This window comes from Sinobacterium caligoides (assembly GCF_003752585.1).
In the GTDB taxonomy this organism is placed as follows: Bacteria; Pseudomonadota; Gammaproteobacteria; order Pseudomonadales; family Sinobacteriaceae; genus Sinobacterium; species Sinobacterium caligoides.
On the sequence record NZ_RKHR01000003.1, the window covers coordinates 309,413 to 324,901 of the forward strand.

Sequence of the window (15,489 nt, forward strand, 5' to 3'; positions counted from 1 at the left end):
TCGCTACTATGACTGGCGTGTAAATTAACGCCAAAAATCATACAAAAAAAGCCCCATAAGATGGGGCCAGATAATGCATTATAGCGTCATTGTATATTCGGTGCAGCTGATCATCTGCTACCGCAAGGTTTATTCTCGCAGATCCTTACGAAGCACCTTACCCACATTGGACTTGGGCAACTCATCACGGAACTCAAAGAAGCGCGGCACTTTATATGCAGCCAAGCTCTCTTTACAGAATGTTTTGAGCTCTGCCGCATCAACGGCCGAGTCATTAACAACAACGAAAGCCTTCGGTGCCTCACCACTCTTATCATCCTTCACTCCGACAACGGCGCACTCAAGTACGGAGGGGTGCCTCACTAATACCTCTTCAACTTCATTGGGGAATACATTGAAGCCCGAAACGATAATCATATCTTTCTTTCGGTCGACGATACGCAGGTAACCGTCATCCTGAATAACGGCAATATCTCCTGTTGTAAAGAAACCATCAACATCGAATACTTCCGCCGTCGCCTCAGGGCGGTGCCAATAGCCACGCATCACCTGAGGCCCTTTAGCGCAAAGCTCTCCAGCCTCACCGCGAGGCAATGTATTGCCCTTCTCATCAACGACTTTTAGCGCAGTACCTGGTACAGGCACGCCAATAGTTCCAACCTGGTTACCACCCGGACCACCACAGTTAACGGTTAAAACCGGCGCGGTTTCTGTCAAGCCATAGCCCTCGTAGACTTCGCACCCAGTCACCTCGTGCCAGCTCTTAGCCGCATCACCGGTCAGTGCCATGCCGCCAGAAATGGTCGCCTTCAAGTTTGTGAAATCTAACGCCTTAAACGACTCGTCATTACAGAGCGCAACAAACAAAGTGTTTAGGCCGGAAAACATGGTGAACTTCTGCGCGTTCATTGCCTTAACCACGCTAGGAAGATCACGCGGGTTAGGAATTAGGATGGTGTGGTTACCAGTATGTGAGATCAGTAACGACACCGTAAAGGCATAAATATGGTAGAGCGGAAGAGGTAAAACTAACGTCTCCGCTCCCTCCGTAATACCGTACCCCTTAAACATTTCCGTGCATTGTAGTGCGTTAGCAACTAGGTTTGAGTGCAACAACACTGCACCCTTGGCTACACCGGTTGTCCCACCAGTATACTGTAACATTGCAATATCATCAGGTTGAGGCTGACAGATAACGGGGGCCTTAACGGCGCCAAGCTTCATCGCGTCAAGTAACATGATATGCCCGGGCAAGGCATAGGGTGGCACCATCTTTTTGATATATTTAGCAGCAAAGTTAATCACTGTTCGCTTGATCGGCGGATGAAAATCAGCAAGCTGGGTAACAACCACCTGCTTAATACCTGTTTCAGGTAAAATAGCTTCGATTTCTGCCGCCATGTTTGCCAGAACGACTACTGCTTTGACCTCGGCATCATTAAACTGATGCACCATCTCACGGTGACTATAAAGAGGGTTGGTATTAACTACGACCATACCTGCCTGCAAAGCACCAAAAACCACAGCAGGATATTGCAGCAAGTTAGGCAACATCATCGCGACACGATCACCAGGCTGTAGATCGGTGTGATTCTGCAGGTAACTGGTAAAATGGCCTGCTTTCTCATACAGCTCGGCGAAGTTAATCGTATGACCAAGGCAGGTAAAAGCATCATTACCTGCAAAACGAGTACAGGCCGTAGCGAAAACATCCACCAAATTAGCGTACTCACTCATGTCAATCGGCTCAGCAATCGCCATGTGTTCCTTAGTTTTCACATCAGTACTCATTTTTTCTCCCAGTGGCCAAAACGTAACGTCGCCATTATTTTGTTTTTAAATTCTGATATAGGCGAATTGCACGCAATATACGCCCCGATTAAGCCGCAGGTTATTTAGCAATGAAAGCTACTTCCTGGACAAACCGTCATTGATGTTATCATTGGTAACATGAGATTCACAACTCACCCCCCGCCGCAATACAGTATAGCCTCGAGAAATTACTATGCCTGCTCCCTGAAGCAATAGCCCCGTACTCACTATCTGCGGTACACTATAAGCTCTCGGTCACTGTAGAAAGCTATCACACACCTTCCCACAACAGAATAGAGAGAGTTTAGCGTGAGCACACTTGAAAACGTCACCTTCGACGAGATCACTATAGGCCAAACAGCCAGCTATGAAAAAACCGTTAGCGAGCAAGACATCCAATTGTTTGCCGCCGTTTCTGGTGACGTCAACCCGGTCCATTTGGATGAGGAATTTGCCTCCGCCAGCATGTTCGGCAAACGCATTGCTCATGGCATGTTTACAGGAGCCCTCGTATCTGCAGCCCTAGCTCTCCGTCTGCCCGGCCCCGGGTGTATTTATCTTGGGCAGAGCCTCAGCTTCCGTGCACCTGTTTTCATTGGCGACACCATCACCATCAACTTAGAGGTGACAGCCAAACGTGATGATAAGAAATTTGTCACTTTAAAGTGTGTCGCAACAAATCAAAACGGGAAGAAAGTGGCGACAGGCGAGGCAAATGTTATTGCGCCGACAGAAAAACTTACTATCGAAGCGCCAAGCCTACCTACAATCAGCATCGCTTAACGCTACAGCCCCCTCTCGATGCTTTCTGCTATTATGCGGACTGCTTCGAGGGATCAAGGTAATTCAAAGTAAATAATATTTTCCCCGGTGTCTGCGTCGACATACCAAACATCAATATATTGACTTTATCGCCATCCTTCATCATGGCCGGTATATTAAATAGATGATTCGCTCCTCGAGCATCACTACGCATATTCATTCTATCTGGACCGTTTGATTGTAAACGCTCATTGATACGAGCAATCAACAATGAGACATGCTTTTTGAAACTTCCGTAGTTCAATTTACCTTGATAATCCTCTGCGTACATTCTCAAGTTAATCTTCACCTCCGTCTCATCATCTAAGCGCATGGTGACAAGAGAAGCAGTCCCCCCCTCTAACAACCCTCCATAGAGTCTCTTTGAGTCGATCCTCGTCGCCTCTAAAAAAGCCTTGTAAAGAATATTGTTACCAACACTTAGAAGACGCTCCGGTGAGAGCGAATGTTGCACAAACTGACTCATAATTTTATCTCTACTATCATTATTATCATCGTACTGAAAGGTGGTCGCGATTGTACGAAAAGCCTATAACCGTCAGGTTAGCATATTCTCCCCCGGCTATGGCAACACCTTCATGCACATTAACCCCACGATGTCACAGGCAGGTATCACCGTCATTTCAATGACAGGCACCCGTATGCACAAAAGCAACAGAGGGGTGACGAAAAATACAAAAATGGTTATTTTCTGATGCAATTGTTAACGATAGAATGCACAATGAAGTGGAAAAACTAATAATATCGTTCCTGCGACATCAATCTCAATCAAGGAGATGTGTTAGCAGTAGCATAGATAGTCGATACAGCAACATCGGTTACGGCAACTGCAGCACTCAATAAAATGTTAAAGACAAGCATACTAACTCTAACACTCTGTCTTAGTCTTCTCGCTAATAGCCTTAGCAATGCGGACCCGCTACAAGCTGAGAAAGAGTCCATCATTAGCAATCAACAACGTATTGCAGAGCTGCGAACTGTCAATAGCGATATAGACAGCAACAGCAACCTACTCAATAGTGACCTAGAGAAGCTCAATGCTCAACTGCCTGCTGTCCGTGGCAGCTATATAAAGCAGCAAAGCACACTCAAAAAAGTTGAGCAGCAACAGCTCGAGACTCCCAACAGTGCCAGCGAAGGGCTAGTAAAAAATGCTGGCTTCAAATTCTACCTAGCCGAAAGAAAATATAAGAAGCTCAATAATAGTATCGCTCAGCTTGATCGACAATTAAGTGAGCTGAAGGTTGCAAGAGCCAGCAATAATAGTCAAATTGCAGCGCTGAACTCAGATATTGTACTCAGTAAAGAGCGCATCATTAAGCTACAAGCCGAAAAAGAGGATCAGCAACAGGCAGTAATTGCCGCTCGCAAACGGCAACAACAAGAGCGCCTAAAAGCTCAGCAAGCACAAATCGCAGCAGAGAAAGAAATGAAGGCACTCAAACAAAAGCTGCTTGCTGCTGAAAACAAGGCAAAATCAACTGCCCAACAAGTCTCCCCTCCTGTCGCTCGGCCTGCATTCCCAGACACAACCACACAAGAACAGCTACAGCTCGCTCACAAGACGGAGGCTATTGAGGCCGCAGAAGAGGTAAGACCGGTCCTCATACTCGATCAAGCAACAGCCAAAGAAGCAGTAGAAGAGCTCGACAAACTCGTTGAAAACAGTTCCAACCGCAACAAAAAGATTAACAAGATCTTGCACGTGAAGACCTACCACAATAAGGATCTAATCAAACAAAGCTCACATACCATGAAGTATCTTGGCAACGAACAGTACCGAGCAAAAGTAAAAGCTCGCGCAGGTGCCAACAAGTTAATCGTTGGTGGCAATAGCTGGAGTATTGACATGCCACGTAACCAACAGCGACAAAGCTTTGATTTTGTTCTCGATTACCGCAACCCAAACAAACCTATCCTCAGCGCTTACAACCATAAGTTTGCCAACTAGATCGCCAGCACAGCCACTGAGGTAGCTGTGCTGACGCACTTCTGTTCTAGAGATAAGCTGTTACACTCTGTCCATTAAGCCCTATGCTCACTGGTAAGTAACACACTATGTCTTCTACGCCCTCCTCAAACAACATCACCCCGGCCGACGTGCGCTTCAGCGACGATAATACTCCCGCATCCATTGAATTTGATGATTTCTACTTTTCAACGGACGGCGGCTTAGCAGAGAGTCAGTACACTTTTATTGAGGGTAATAATTTAATCGACCGTTGGCGCGCCCTACCCGCAGATGAGTGCGGCAACTTTGTCATTGCCGAGACAGGCTTCGGTAGCGGGCTCAACTTTCTACTGGCCACAACACTCTGGCAACAATACGCCCCCACGTCATGGCAGCTACATTATATCAGCACCGAAAAACACCCGCTGAAAGCCGCAGATATTCGCCAATCACTAACCCGCTGGCCCCAACTTGCCAGTGCATTGGATGAGCTGCTCGCCGGCTACCCCCCACTGGTTGCTGGTGTACACACAATCAATCTGCGAGGCCTACGCAGTCAACTTCACTTGGGGCTCGGCGATAGTAGCGAGGTTTTAGCTGGCTTCTCAGATACCGACTTCGCTACGTGCATCGGCACTAACCGCCGCGGCGTAGACGCCTGGTTCCTCGATGGCTTCTCTCCGGCCAAGAACCCCGACATGTGGTCTGCAGCACTCTTTCGCGCCATCCGCCAACTCAGCGATACGGGCACAACACTGGCAACATTCACCGCCGCAGGCAATGTTCGCCGCCAGCTCGAAAGCTATGGTTTTAACATCACTAAACGTAAAGGCTTCGGCGTTAAGCGTGAGATGATCACAGCCAACGTAAACGCCCCTTTATGCTGCTGGCCCGCCGAGAAACCAAAGGCCCGAGCCCCTTGGTACTTGCAGGATAAACAACCGAAAGTCGCTAACGTTACTGTTATTGGTGCCGGTATTGCTGGCATGCAGACAGCTTATGCACTCGCTCGACGTGGACTGCAGGTCACCGTGCTTGAGGCTGAGGAAGAGATTGCCAGCAAGGCTTCCGGAAATCCACAGGGGATATTATATACCCGACTATCTGCCGGACAGGGGGAGCTAAGCCAGTTTGCTATGCTGAGCTACATCTACGCCATCAACCACTACCGAGAACTCTTTGATAACGGCACCTTAGTCGATGGCACCGATGGTCAGCTCTGCGGTACTCTGCAACTTAGCTTTAATGAACGCGAAGCTGACTTTGCCACTAAGCTCGCCAAACACTTTGCCGGTAAAGAGGACCTCGTCCAGTTCCTAAATGCAGAGCAGGCCAGCAGTAGAGCCGGCATTAGCATCAACCACAGCGGCTTATTCTTCCCCGGTTCTGGCTGGTTACAACCTAAAGCCGCTTGTAAAGCACTCTCTCTACACCCTAATATCACTGTGATGCGGGGCATTACTGTTGAGCGCATTATTGAAAGCGGTGCTCATTGGCAGCTAGAGTGTAACGATAGCGTGAGAGAGGCTGAGGCTGTCGTCATTGCCACCGCCGAGCACCTCAGTCAGTTTGAGCAAACTCAACACATTCCAATCAAACCAATTCGCGGCCAAATCACCAAATTTAGCAGCAGTAAGTACAGTGAACAGCTCCACTGTGTGATCTGCCATGAGGGCTATATCACGCCATCGCTGCATTCAACTCACACAATCGGCGCCAGCTTCAATCAGGGTGACTTCAGCAGCGAATTAACGGCTCGTGACCACGATAGTAATTTCGCAAAACTGGGTTCAGCAGTCCCCTCGATCGTCCGCGATATTGATCAGCACAACATCAGTGGCCGCGTCGGCTTTCGCTGCACGACCCCTGACTACTTACCAATCACCGGCCGCGTTGCCAATCATCAGCAAACCATCAAGCAGCTGCAGCCACTGGCCAAAAACGCCAAAACGCGCCTTGCCATTACCGCTGACTACTACCCAAACCTCTACATTAATGTCGGCCACGGTTCGCGTGGCCTTACTTCGACACCATTATGTGGAGAGGTGATTGCAAGTCACATTTGCCACAGCCCCTCCCCGCTGAGCTGGACGCTTAACCGGGCGCTCAATCCTGCCCGCTTTATCACTCGAGCGATCATGCGAAAGGAAGTAAGTTACTAAAGACCGAGCCCATCAATGCCACCCCCTCACACAATCAAACCGCTACTGTTATTAATGCTTACCACCTTGTTGCCGGCCCGCGCCGGTGCAGCTCCAGAATGGCAACAAACGGTCAGCGGTGAAAAAACCACCCTAACGGCCCTGGCAAGGGTCAACAAAGACCCTAAACTCTTTACTCAAGGTCTTGTAATCGACAGTGGCTGGCTCTACGAGAGCAGCGGTGGCTATGGGCGATCAAAGGTCTGCAAAACCCCCCTTCCTCTCGCTTCACTCGACAAACGCCAAAGCTATTGCCAGAACCTTAATGCTAGCCTATTCGCCGAAGGTATTACCCTTTATCGGCAGCACCTGTTTCGCCTCAGCTGGCGAAGCGGTGAGTTAGCCGTCTACAACAGCCGTAACTTATCCATTATAAAAACAATCCCCTATCGCGGTCAGGGCTGGGGGCTCACGCACAACAATCAACATTTCATCATGTCTGATGGCAGCTACCGTCTCTACTTTAGAAATCTAGACAGCTTCGCGCTCGAAGGTCATGTCGATGTAACATGGCAAGGAAGGAAGATAAAAAATCTCAACGAATTACAATGGATAGAAGGGCAGATCTGGGCTAATCAGTGGCACAGTAATCTTATTTACATTATCGAGCCCAAAAGCGGTGTCGTACTCGAAACTCTCGACTTCAGCCACCTCGCCCCTCAGCTTCAACACAGAGACCCTGATGCGGTGCTCAACGGTATTGCCTACGACAATGCCAGCCGGCAACTAGTGATCACAGGTAAGCGCTGGCCCTATTATTTTCGCTTTCAACTCAACAGAAGAGCTTCCCAATAAAATTTAAGGCTCTACTGCTAGCGGGTGCTCGAGCTTAACAGCGTTGCAAACCTTGTTGCGGCCGCCATGCTTAGCCTCATATAACGCATTATCGGCACAGTGAACCAACCACTGCCCTGTTCGGTGCGCACCAATATCACTGTAACCCTGGCCGCCTTCCCAAGTCGCCACTCCCACAGACACCGTTACCTTAAAAGGTCGAGTACCAGAAAGCCTTATCTCATGATCCTGAACGGAAATACGCACGCTCTCTGCAAGCTCCAGCGCTTGCTCATTTGCGTAGCCAGCCAACAGCACGGCAAACTCCTCTCCACCATAACGTGCCAAACGACTGCTACCTGTGAGCTGGCTGCTAATGACTGCAACAACTTGCTGTAGGGCACAATCACCGACAAGATGGCCATGCAAGTCATTCACACGTTTAAAGTGGTCGATATCGATAAACAGGCAAGATAACGATGCCTTGCATCGCTCCGCCCGCATCACCTGCTGTAGCAAATCTATCTCAAACCCACGCCTATTTCTCACATTAGTTAACGCGTCAACAACACTAAGATGAGTTAGGTATTGCTGGCTTATGCAGTTTTCCAGCGATACTGCAATCACTGCACAAAGGTGCTCAAGTAATTGCTCTGTACCTCGGTTAGAAGACCAGCCAGTACGCTCTAAGCCATACTGCAGGCTACCTAACAACTTCCCTCGCCGAATCAGTGGCATCATCAGTACTTTCAAGCAAGGGTCGGCGTCATTATTTAAGCTGTCGGCCGCAGCCACAACCTTAGGAGTAAGGGCGCAGCCATAGACTACTGTGAAGTCTTCTTCTGAACGATGCAGATATACCCCGGGTATATCACCCACCTCGCCATCTGCTACCAATAAGCCAAGCCCTGCATCATCTTCATCTAATAAGTGCAGACTCGCACTGCTAAGGCCAAAACCAACCTGTACATCGGTTAGCAATAATTCGGCTATTTCTCTCACGGTACGGCATGCTAGTAACTCCAACTCGATATGGTGATAGCTATCAAAAATCCGATAGTATTCTTCATCGATACTCATCAAGTCGACAAGCATGGCATTCGTCAACGAAAGGCTTTTTGCTGTTACTTGTAACGTGTTTTTGTACGACGTCATGAAATCGCTACTTTATATAATTATTTATCTGACCGATAAACAGCCAAGCTAGTCTAAGCTGAGTAGTCGAAAGCGGAGGAAATCCAATAGATCTTATTTATTAGCATCGGTTAAGTATAATAGCTTTTTTAAAGACGGCTCCCCCATATCGCCGCTGTTAAAAACATTTAGAAATTAACATGATTTTATTAGACGACCTAGGTTCTATATGAGCAAAACGCCGCAAAAAGACACCAGAGCACACTGCGAAAGATGCCTCCGCCCAGCCTCGGTTTGCTTATGTCACCTCATTTGTAAAATCAACAACGACATCAAAGTCACTATTTACCGCCATCCGAGCGAGACAAATAAGGCCGTAGGTACTGCTTCATTAGCTCACCTGTGCCTTGAAAACAGTAGCATCATTGACACCGAAGTCGTCAAACAAGTAACACATGCGCAAGAGACATTACAAGTTCTCGTCTTCCCTCCCCTAGAAGCAGAAGCTACAAGTTCGATCGTACTGAACACTTCAGCATTGGCCGCACTGCTAAACGACCGACCAATAGAGCTTATTTTTCTAGACGGCACATGGAAGAAAGCCCGAAAGATGTATTACTTATCACCAGACCTTCACCAGCTACCAAAACTTAATCTAGATCTATCAGGCATAACGGCACACTACACCATCAGAAAGGCAGAGAAGAGTGGACAGCTATCAACACTTGAAGCGATAGCTGCAGCACTATCACAATGCGAGCAGAATACGGAAAAGTACCTGCCATTGTTGACACTACAGCAGGGAATGGTCGACCAACAACTAGCAGCCATGGATAAAAAGGTTCGACTACGCTACGAATAGGTACGATGTTTAACGCCTCCATACTCCGGCTCCCCTTTACACTCGCATACTGCTAGAATGAAGCCTTTAATCTAGCAGCAATGGTAAATGCTTATTAACACTCCCCTCCAGAGCGGCGACTATATTTCGCTTTACCCTGCTCGGTGGTGGCCAGAGCCCTACACCCTTGGCTCGCGTCTCTTTGCCTGCGCTTTTATAGAATATTAAGGAACCTAACACTGATGTCTCAAGTAATCGCCCATAAAAGCTTCGAACTTATTCGCCAACAACGTATCGACACCCTCAATATCAATATTGAGCACTATCGCCACCGAGTGACAGGTGCCGAACACTACCATTTAGCTGCCGACCTTGACGAAAACGTTTTTCTCGTAGGCTTAAGAACGGTGCCGGAAGACTCTACTGGTGTCGCTCATATTTTAGAGCATACTGCACTTTGTGGTAGCGAGAAGTACCCTGTCCGCGACCCGTTCTTCATGATGATTCGGCGATCGCTGAACACCTTCATGAATGCTTTCACCTCTAGCGACTGGACCGCCTACCCCTTTGCAAGCCAAAACCGCAAGGACTTCGATAACCTCCTACAGGTCTATCTTGACGCTGTATTCTGTTCCCGGTTAGACCCTCTCGACTTTGCTCAAGAGGGGCACCGTGTCGAATTTACAGAAGCCAACAACATTGAGTCTGCACTCGAATTCAAAGGAGTGGTCTTCAACGAGATGAAGGGGGCGATGAGCTCCGTCTCATCAACGCTATGGCAAACCCTCAGTAAATATTTGTTTCCAACGACCACTTATCATCACAATAGCGGTGGCGAGCCGGAATGTATTCCTAACCTCTCTTACGATGAATTGAAGGCTTTCTACCAGAGCCACTACCACCCCTCCAATGCTATCTTCATGACATTTGGTGACATTCCAGCTGTTGAGCATCAAGAGAAATTTGAGCAGCTCGCACTTCATAAGTTTACAGCACTGGATGAGACTATCGCCGTTGGCCGCGAGCAACGCTTCAACGCTCCGATTAAGGTCGAAGAGTTTTATGCCCTCGACGATGGCGACAGTGAGGATAAGAGCCACGTTGTGCTTGGCTGGCTTTGGGGAAAGAACACCAGCCTCGACGATATGCTGGAAGGTCAACTACTCTCAGGGCTACTACTCGACAACAGTGCCTCACCACTTCGCCAAGTACTTGAAACCAGTGACCTTGGTACTGCCCCATCGCCACTCTGTGGCTTGGAAGACTCCAACCACGAGTTGACCTTTGCCTGCGGCATGGAAGGCACTAACCCAGAACAGGCCAACGCCATCGAAGAGCTCATTCTCAGTACGCTGAAGAAGGCTAAAGAGGAAGGTTTCGAGCAGCAACAGGTCGATGCTGTACTGCATCAGTTAGAGCTACATCAACGTGAAATCGGTGGTGATGGCTACCCCTATGGGCTGCAGTTAATCATGCAAATCCTTTCAACCGCCGCTCACCGTGGTGACCCAATCAGCATGTTAGACCTCGACCCAGCCTTAGAGAAACTTCGTCAGCGAGCCAGCCAGCCGGGGTACATTGCCGAGTTAATCGAACGCCTACTGCTCAACAACCAGCACCGTGTCACTCTTGTCATGAAGCCGGATACCGAGTTATCCCAGCGTCGTAGTTCAGCTGAAAGCGCACGCCTGGCTGAGATCAAAGAAGGCATGAGCTTGGTAGAGAAGCAACAGGTCGTCGACCAGACCGAAGCCCTCAACGCCCGCCAGATGCAGGAGGATGATGAGTCTATTCTCCCTAAGGTGGGCCTCGAAGACGTGCCAGCCAACAAACCTCACCCCGAATATCAGCAGTGTGATGTTGCCGGCATGAAACTCAACCAATACGCTGCCGGTTGCAATGGTATTGGCTATCAACAAATCATCGTTGAGTTACCCGAACTCAGTGACCGTGAGTGCGATATTCTGCCCTATTACTGCCGCAGCATGACTGAGCTTGGTATAGGCGAAGATGACTATCTAACGACTCAACAACGTCAGGCTAATATTGTCGGTAGCATCACCGCCTTCACTAGCCTGCGCGGAAAAATCGATAACGAACAGGACGTGCGCGGCTACTTTGTTTTGTCATCAAAGGCCCTTGCCCGCAATCATGTGGCACAGAGTGCGCTGATGTTGGAGACCTTTGAAGGTATTAAGTTTGACGAACATAGCCGTATTCGTGAACTCATCGCACAAGCTCGCGGACGCCGCGAACAAGGCATCACCGGTAACGGCCACGGCCTTGCCATGCTTGCCGCCTCAAGTCGCTTAAGCCCAATCTCTGCCCTATCGCACCGCACATCGGGCCTCAAAGGCCTACAGGCGATAAAGACCCTTGATGACGAGCTCAAAGATGATGCAAAGCTTGCAGCCTTTGCCACTGAACTTGCCGCACTACACAGCAAGTTACTGCAATCTCCTCGACAGTTATTAGAGATTGCTGAACAGGAGAGCCTAACGCAGAACCAGCAGGATCTATCTGCACTCTGGCAGCCAACGACACTGCAGCCAGCCAGTGCCTTCAAGCTACCCACCACACGTAACAACTGTCGCCAAGTATGGGCCGTCAACAGCCAAGTTAACTTCTGCGCCAAGGCCTATCCTACCGTGCCGGTCGATCACGCCGACGCAGCCCCCCTGACCGTTCTCGGTGGCTTTCTACGCAACGGTCACCTGCACCGTGCGATTCGCGAGCAAGGGGGTGCTTACGGCGCCGGTGCCAGCCAGGAGTCAAGCCAAGCAGTGTTCCGCTTCTTCTCTTATCGCGACCCACGCACAGAGGAGACGCTCAATGATTTCGATCAGGCTGTCCAGTGGTTACTCGACAACGAGCATGAGTGGCAAAAAGTTGAAGAAGCTATTCTTGGTGTGATTGGCAGCCTCGACAAGCCAAGTTCACCAGCAGGAGAAGCTAAATCTCACTTCCATAACGAACTCTTCGATCGCTCCCCAGAGCAGCGTCAGCGCTTTAGACAGCGTATCTTGGCCGTTACCGCGGACGACTTAAAACGGGTAGCACGCCAATACCTTACTAAGCAGAACGAAAGTTTAGTTATCGTTACTAACGCCGGCACCGCAGATCAACTTGGTGAGTTCATCGAGCAACAAGCTTGTGAGTTAATTAAAGTATAAAGGCAGAGCGTGAGTCACCCTACAAAGCCCGCATAATAGCGGGCTTTTTTATTGGCTAAGTAACCCATCAAAAGATACTATTCTCATACTGTTGAATTCGCTAACTAATCACTTAGCCCCATTTTAACTAACGTCTCAGCCATTTGTATCAAGCAACCTATACTGACAATAACAAGTTATTAACTTGCCAAATTAATTAAATGAGTCTAGTAATCTACTGCTAAACTTTAACCACTGCCAGCTAGCAACGTCGAGATATTATGTCCTACGAACTAATCATGCTAGGAATGTCAGCGCTAATAGCGATCGGCATATTACTGCACCATCCCTCACAAACCTTTGGTATCCCCTCACTGCTCATCTTTATGGGTGTGGGTCTGCTTGTTGGCAATGGTGAATTCAACTTCGTCTACGATGACCTCGATAAAACTTCCTGGGTCGGTACATTAGCGCTCAACGTAATCGTTTTTTCCGGCGGGCTGAATACTTCCTTTGATAAAATCAAACGGTCCTACAAGGAGGGCGGGGTATTAGCAACATTCGGTGTATTACTAACGACACTTATTTTCGCTTTAATACTCTATGTTCTCACTCACTTCGATTTTACAATTTGCCTGCTCTTTGCTGCCATCGTATCTTCCACGGACGCCGCCGCAGTGTTTTCTATATTAGAGTCGAAAAAGCTTCGATTAAAAGAGCAAACTGACAGCGTACTTGAGTTTGAGTCGGCAACTAACGATCCTATCGCACTATCAATGGTGCTGCTATTAACCGGATTGGCAATGTCGAGCGACCATCATATCAGCGCCAGCAATGTCGCCATTGAACTAACCACTCAGATTGTCGTTGCTAGTGTTGTCTCTATCTTATTAGGTAAGCTTGTCGTTTCAGCGCTCAACCACATCAAACTCGCTGAATCCGGGCTTATCCCTGTCTTCGTTTTATCCTGTTTTATTCTTGCGTCCTATGGTTCAGAACATATCGGCGGCAACATCCTACTAGCCTCCTATCTATTTGGCGTCATCGTCGGTAATGGCTTACAACACGGCAAAGAAGTGAACAAACATTTTTTCAATGGGCTCTCTTGGCTAGCGCAGGCCCTTATGTTCATCGTCCTTGGCTTGCAGATCTTTCCCGGCGAGTTAATGTCGACTTTTTGGTATTCACTGCTACCTGCAGTGCTGCTCATTTGCGTCGCGAGACCTATTGCCGTGCAACTATGCTACCTGCCATTTACTCAAGCCAGCTGGCAGAAGCGCCTTTTTATCTCCCTCATTGGGCTCAAAGGCGCCACACCGATCGTCTTCGCGCTAATCCCCGCTGCGGCAGGGGTTCCTGGGGCGGATAAGATTGTTCACATGGTATTCTTTATCGTCGTAATTTCCGTCATGATCCAAGGTGGCATCATCGCTCCGCTAGCGTACAGGCTTGGGCTAAAGCAAACACCGGAAAGTTAGCCGCAACACTTTTTATACTTACGACCGCTACCACAAGAGCACGGATCATTGCGACCGAGCTTCGGCGCAACAACAACTGGACACGAGGTATCAACAAAACGCGCTTGCAACTCTGGCTTATGCTCCATCATCCAGGCTTTTAACATCAGCCCCAATTCTGCCAAGCTTCTAACCGTGTCGGGCAGGCTACGGAAGCACTCTGCCACCTCATGCTCACTACGCCCTTCAGTGAAAGCAAAGTCTGCATCGGCCACCGTCGATAGCGCCAATAAGTTATCATCAATCTGCTCTTCACTATCCTGATACTGTTCTGATGTTGACGTTGGACACAGCGCCAGCAACTCATTCCACTCTTTCTCAGCAAGAATATAGCCCTGCATATAACCGCGAGCCCACTGCTCAACCTCTATACGATCATGCTTTTGCGCACTATATTCAATAGTGAAAGGCAGCTCACATTCCCCACTGCGCACCTGCTCCTGGTGAAAGTGACTGAACGCCACTAACGATTCCATCAGATCTTGGCGCTGCCCCTCGTTGTTAAATCGAACCTTGCTCTCACCGAAGACTAATTCAGAGTAATAGCTAAGCGGCAACTCTACTGGCGCGCTGGCGATGGCTCGCAGGTAGCCATCTAGCTGATGACTATCCATACTGTGTTCTGGGCTCAGCTCAGAGTGTAAATAATCGATTAGCGGTTGCCACTGTTGCTCATCACGCGCTGCTACCATTATTTACTCCCTCCTAAATCACGCTTAACGCTTGCTTTAACGCTCATCGATAATTCACTAAACATCGCGGGTCATATGCAGACAACTCCAACTTCACCGACGCCTGCTTCGCCTGATCTTGTAAATGCACAATCGCTTCTTCAAGCTCAGCCATATTGATCGTGTTGTCATCTAGCGTGTATAGCTGCCGAGAAGCTTGGTAACAGTAGTTAAGCGCCTGCATCGCCTCCGCATCGCCAGTCTCTACTGCCTCAATCACCTTGTTTAAACGGCGATTAATTAGGTTGATCGACTTTTTTAGCTCCCAGACATACATCACTTCATACAAAAAAGGCTCGTACCGCAACACCTTCAATAAACCGAAGACAACCGATACGGCAATCACCACACCGACCAAGTTAAACTTGAAATTATTACCATCAACACCAAACAGGTAAATGAGCAGTGTAGAGCTGGCTAGAGAGGTCGCTATCAGTAACAAAATAACACTGACGATTACAATATTGAGATGCTTTCTATATCTTAACTTACTGATATCTTGCAACTTTGTACTTGGCTTTTCTTTCTGCTTACTCGGCATAGGACTGCATTAC

At 48.5% G+C, this 15,489-nt stretch carries 12 protein-coding genes; 7 read left to right on the plus strand and 5 right to left on the minus strand.

Features of this window, described 5'->3' with window-relative positions; all coding sequences use genetic code 11:
• Positions 1-129: 129 nt before the first annotated feature.
• On the minus strand, positions 130-1,791 hold the full coding sequence (locus EDC56_RS01600; RefSeq protein WP_123710783.1) for an AMP-binding protein: 1,662 nt from the start codon (positions 1,789-1,791) through the stop codon (positions 130-132).
• Between the two features lie 330 nt (positions 1,792-2,121).
• On the opposite strand from EDC56_RS01600, the gene EDC56_RS01605 reads away from it, so the two are divergent.
• The gene (locus EDC56_RS01605; RefSeq protein ID WP_123710784.1) at positions 2,122-2,595 is read left to right on the plus strand and encodes a MaoC/PaaZ C-terminal domain-containing protein; all 474 of its coding nucleotides are present in this window, start codon (positions 2,122-2,124) and stop codon (positions 2,593-2,595) included.
• A gap of 31 nt (positions 2,596-2,626) precedes the next feature.
• Here the strand turns inward: EDC56_RS01605 and EDC56_RS01610 are convergent, their stop codons facing one another.
• A complete protein-coding gene (locus EDC56_RS01610) occupies positions 2,627-3,100 on the minus strand; it encodes a hypothetical protein (protein WP_123710785.1) in 474 nt (157 codons plus the stop codon).
• A gap of 378 nt (positions 3,101-3,478) precedes the next feature.
• On the opposite strand from EDC56_RS01610, the gene EDC56_RS01615 reads away from it, so the two are divergent.
• The 3 genes from EDC56_RS01615 to EDC56_RS01625 all read left to right on the plus strand — a co-directional run bounded on the left by EDC56_RS01615 (position 3,479) and on the right by EDC56_RS01625 (position 7,581).
• On the plus strand, positions 3,479-4,585 hold the full coding sequence (locus tag EDC56_RS01615) for a coiled-coil domain-containing protein (protein ID WP_123710786.1): 1,107 nt from the start codon (positions 3,479-3,481) through the stop codon (positions 4,583-4,585).
• Positions 4,586-4,692: 107 nt separating this feature from the next.
• Entirely contained in the window at positions 4,693-6,747 is a 2,055-nt protein-coding gene (mnmC, locus tag EDC56_RS01620) for a bifunctional tRNA (5-methylaminomethyl-2-thiouridine)(34)-methyltransferase MnmC2/FAD-dependent 5-carboxymethylaminomethyl-2-thiouridine(34) oxidoreductase MnmC1 (protein ID WP_123710787.1), read from the plus strand.
• Positions 6,748-6,762: 15 nt separating this feature from the next.
• Entirely contained in the window at positions 6,763-7,581 is an 819-nt protein-coding gene (locus EDC56_RS01625) for a glutaminyl-peptide cyclotransferase (RefSeq protein WP_123710788.1), read from the plus strand.
• A 3-nt stretch (positions 7,582-7,584) separates the two neighbouring features.
• On the opposite strand, the gene EDC56_RS01630 is transcribed toward EDC56_RS01625, so the two are convergent.
• The gene (locus EDC56_RS01630; RefSeq protein WP_123710789.1) at positions 7,585-8,715 is read right to left on the minus strand and encodes a GGDEF domain-containing protein; all 1,131 of its coding nucleotides are present in this window, start codon (positions 8,713-8,715) and stop codon (positions 7,585-7,587) included.
• A 208-nt stretch (positions 8,716-8,923) separates the two neighbouring features.
• Here EDC56_RS01630 and EDC56_RS01635 point away from each other — a divergent pair, with 208 nt between their 5' ends.
• The 3 genes from EDC56_RS01635 (at position 8,924) to EDC56_RS01645 (ending at position 14,165) form a co-directional block, all read left to right on the plus strand.
• Positions 8,924-9,556 carry a tRNA-uridine aminocarboxypropyltransferase gene (locus tag EDC56_RS01635; protein ID WP_123710790.1) on the plus strand — a complete coding sequence of 211 codons (633 nt, stop codon included), beginning with the start codon at positions 8,924-8,926 and terminating at the stop codon, positions 9,554-9,556.
• Positions 9,557-9,777: 221 nt separating this feature from the next.
• A complete protein-coding gene (locus EDC56_RS01640; protein WP_123710791.1) occupies positions 9,778-12,708 on the plus strand; it encodes an insulinase family protein in 2,931 nt (976 codons plus the stop codon).
• A 260-nt stretch (positions 12,709-12,968) separates the two neighbouring features.
• Positions 12,969-14,165 carry a potassium/proton antiporter gene (locus EDC56_RS01645; RefSeq protein WP_123710792.1) on the plus strand — a complete coding sequence of 399 codons (1,197 nt, stop codon included), beginning with the start codon at positions 12,969-12,971 and terminating at the stop codon, positions 14,163-14,165.
• Here the strand turns inward: EDC56_RS01645 and EDC56_RS01650 are convergent.
• Entirely contained in the window at positions 14,162-14,896 is a 735-nt protein-coding gene (locus EDC56_RS01650; protein ID WP_123711727.1) for a UPF0149 family protein, read from the minus strand. The genes EDC56_RS01645 and EDC56_RS01650 overlap by 4 nt on opposite strands.
• A 43-nt stretch (positions 14,897-14,939) precedes the next feature.
• Complete coding sequence (locus EDC56_RS01655) at positions 14,940-15,476, minus strand: DUF3087 family protein (protein WP_123710793.1); 537 nt, start codon at positions 15,474-15,476, stop codon at positions 14,940-14,942.
• Positions 15,477-15,489 lie beyond the last annotated feature (13 nt).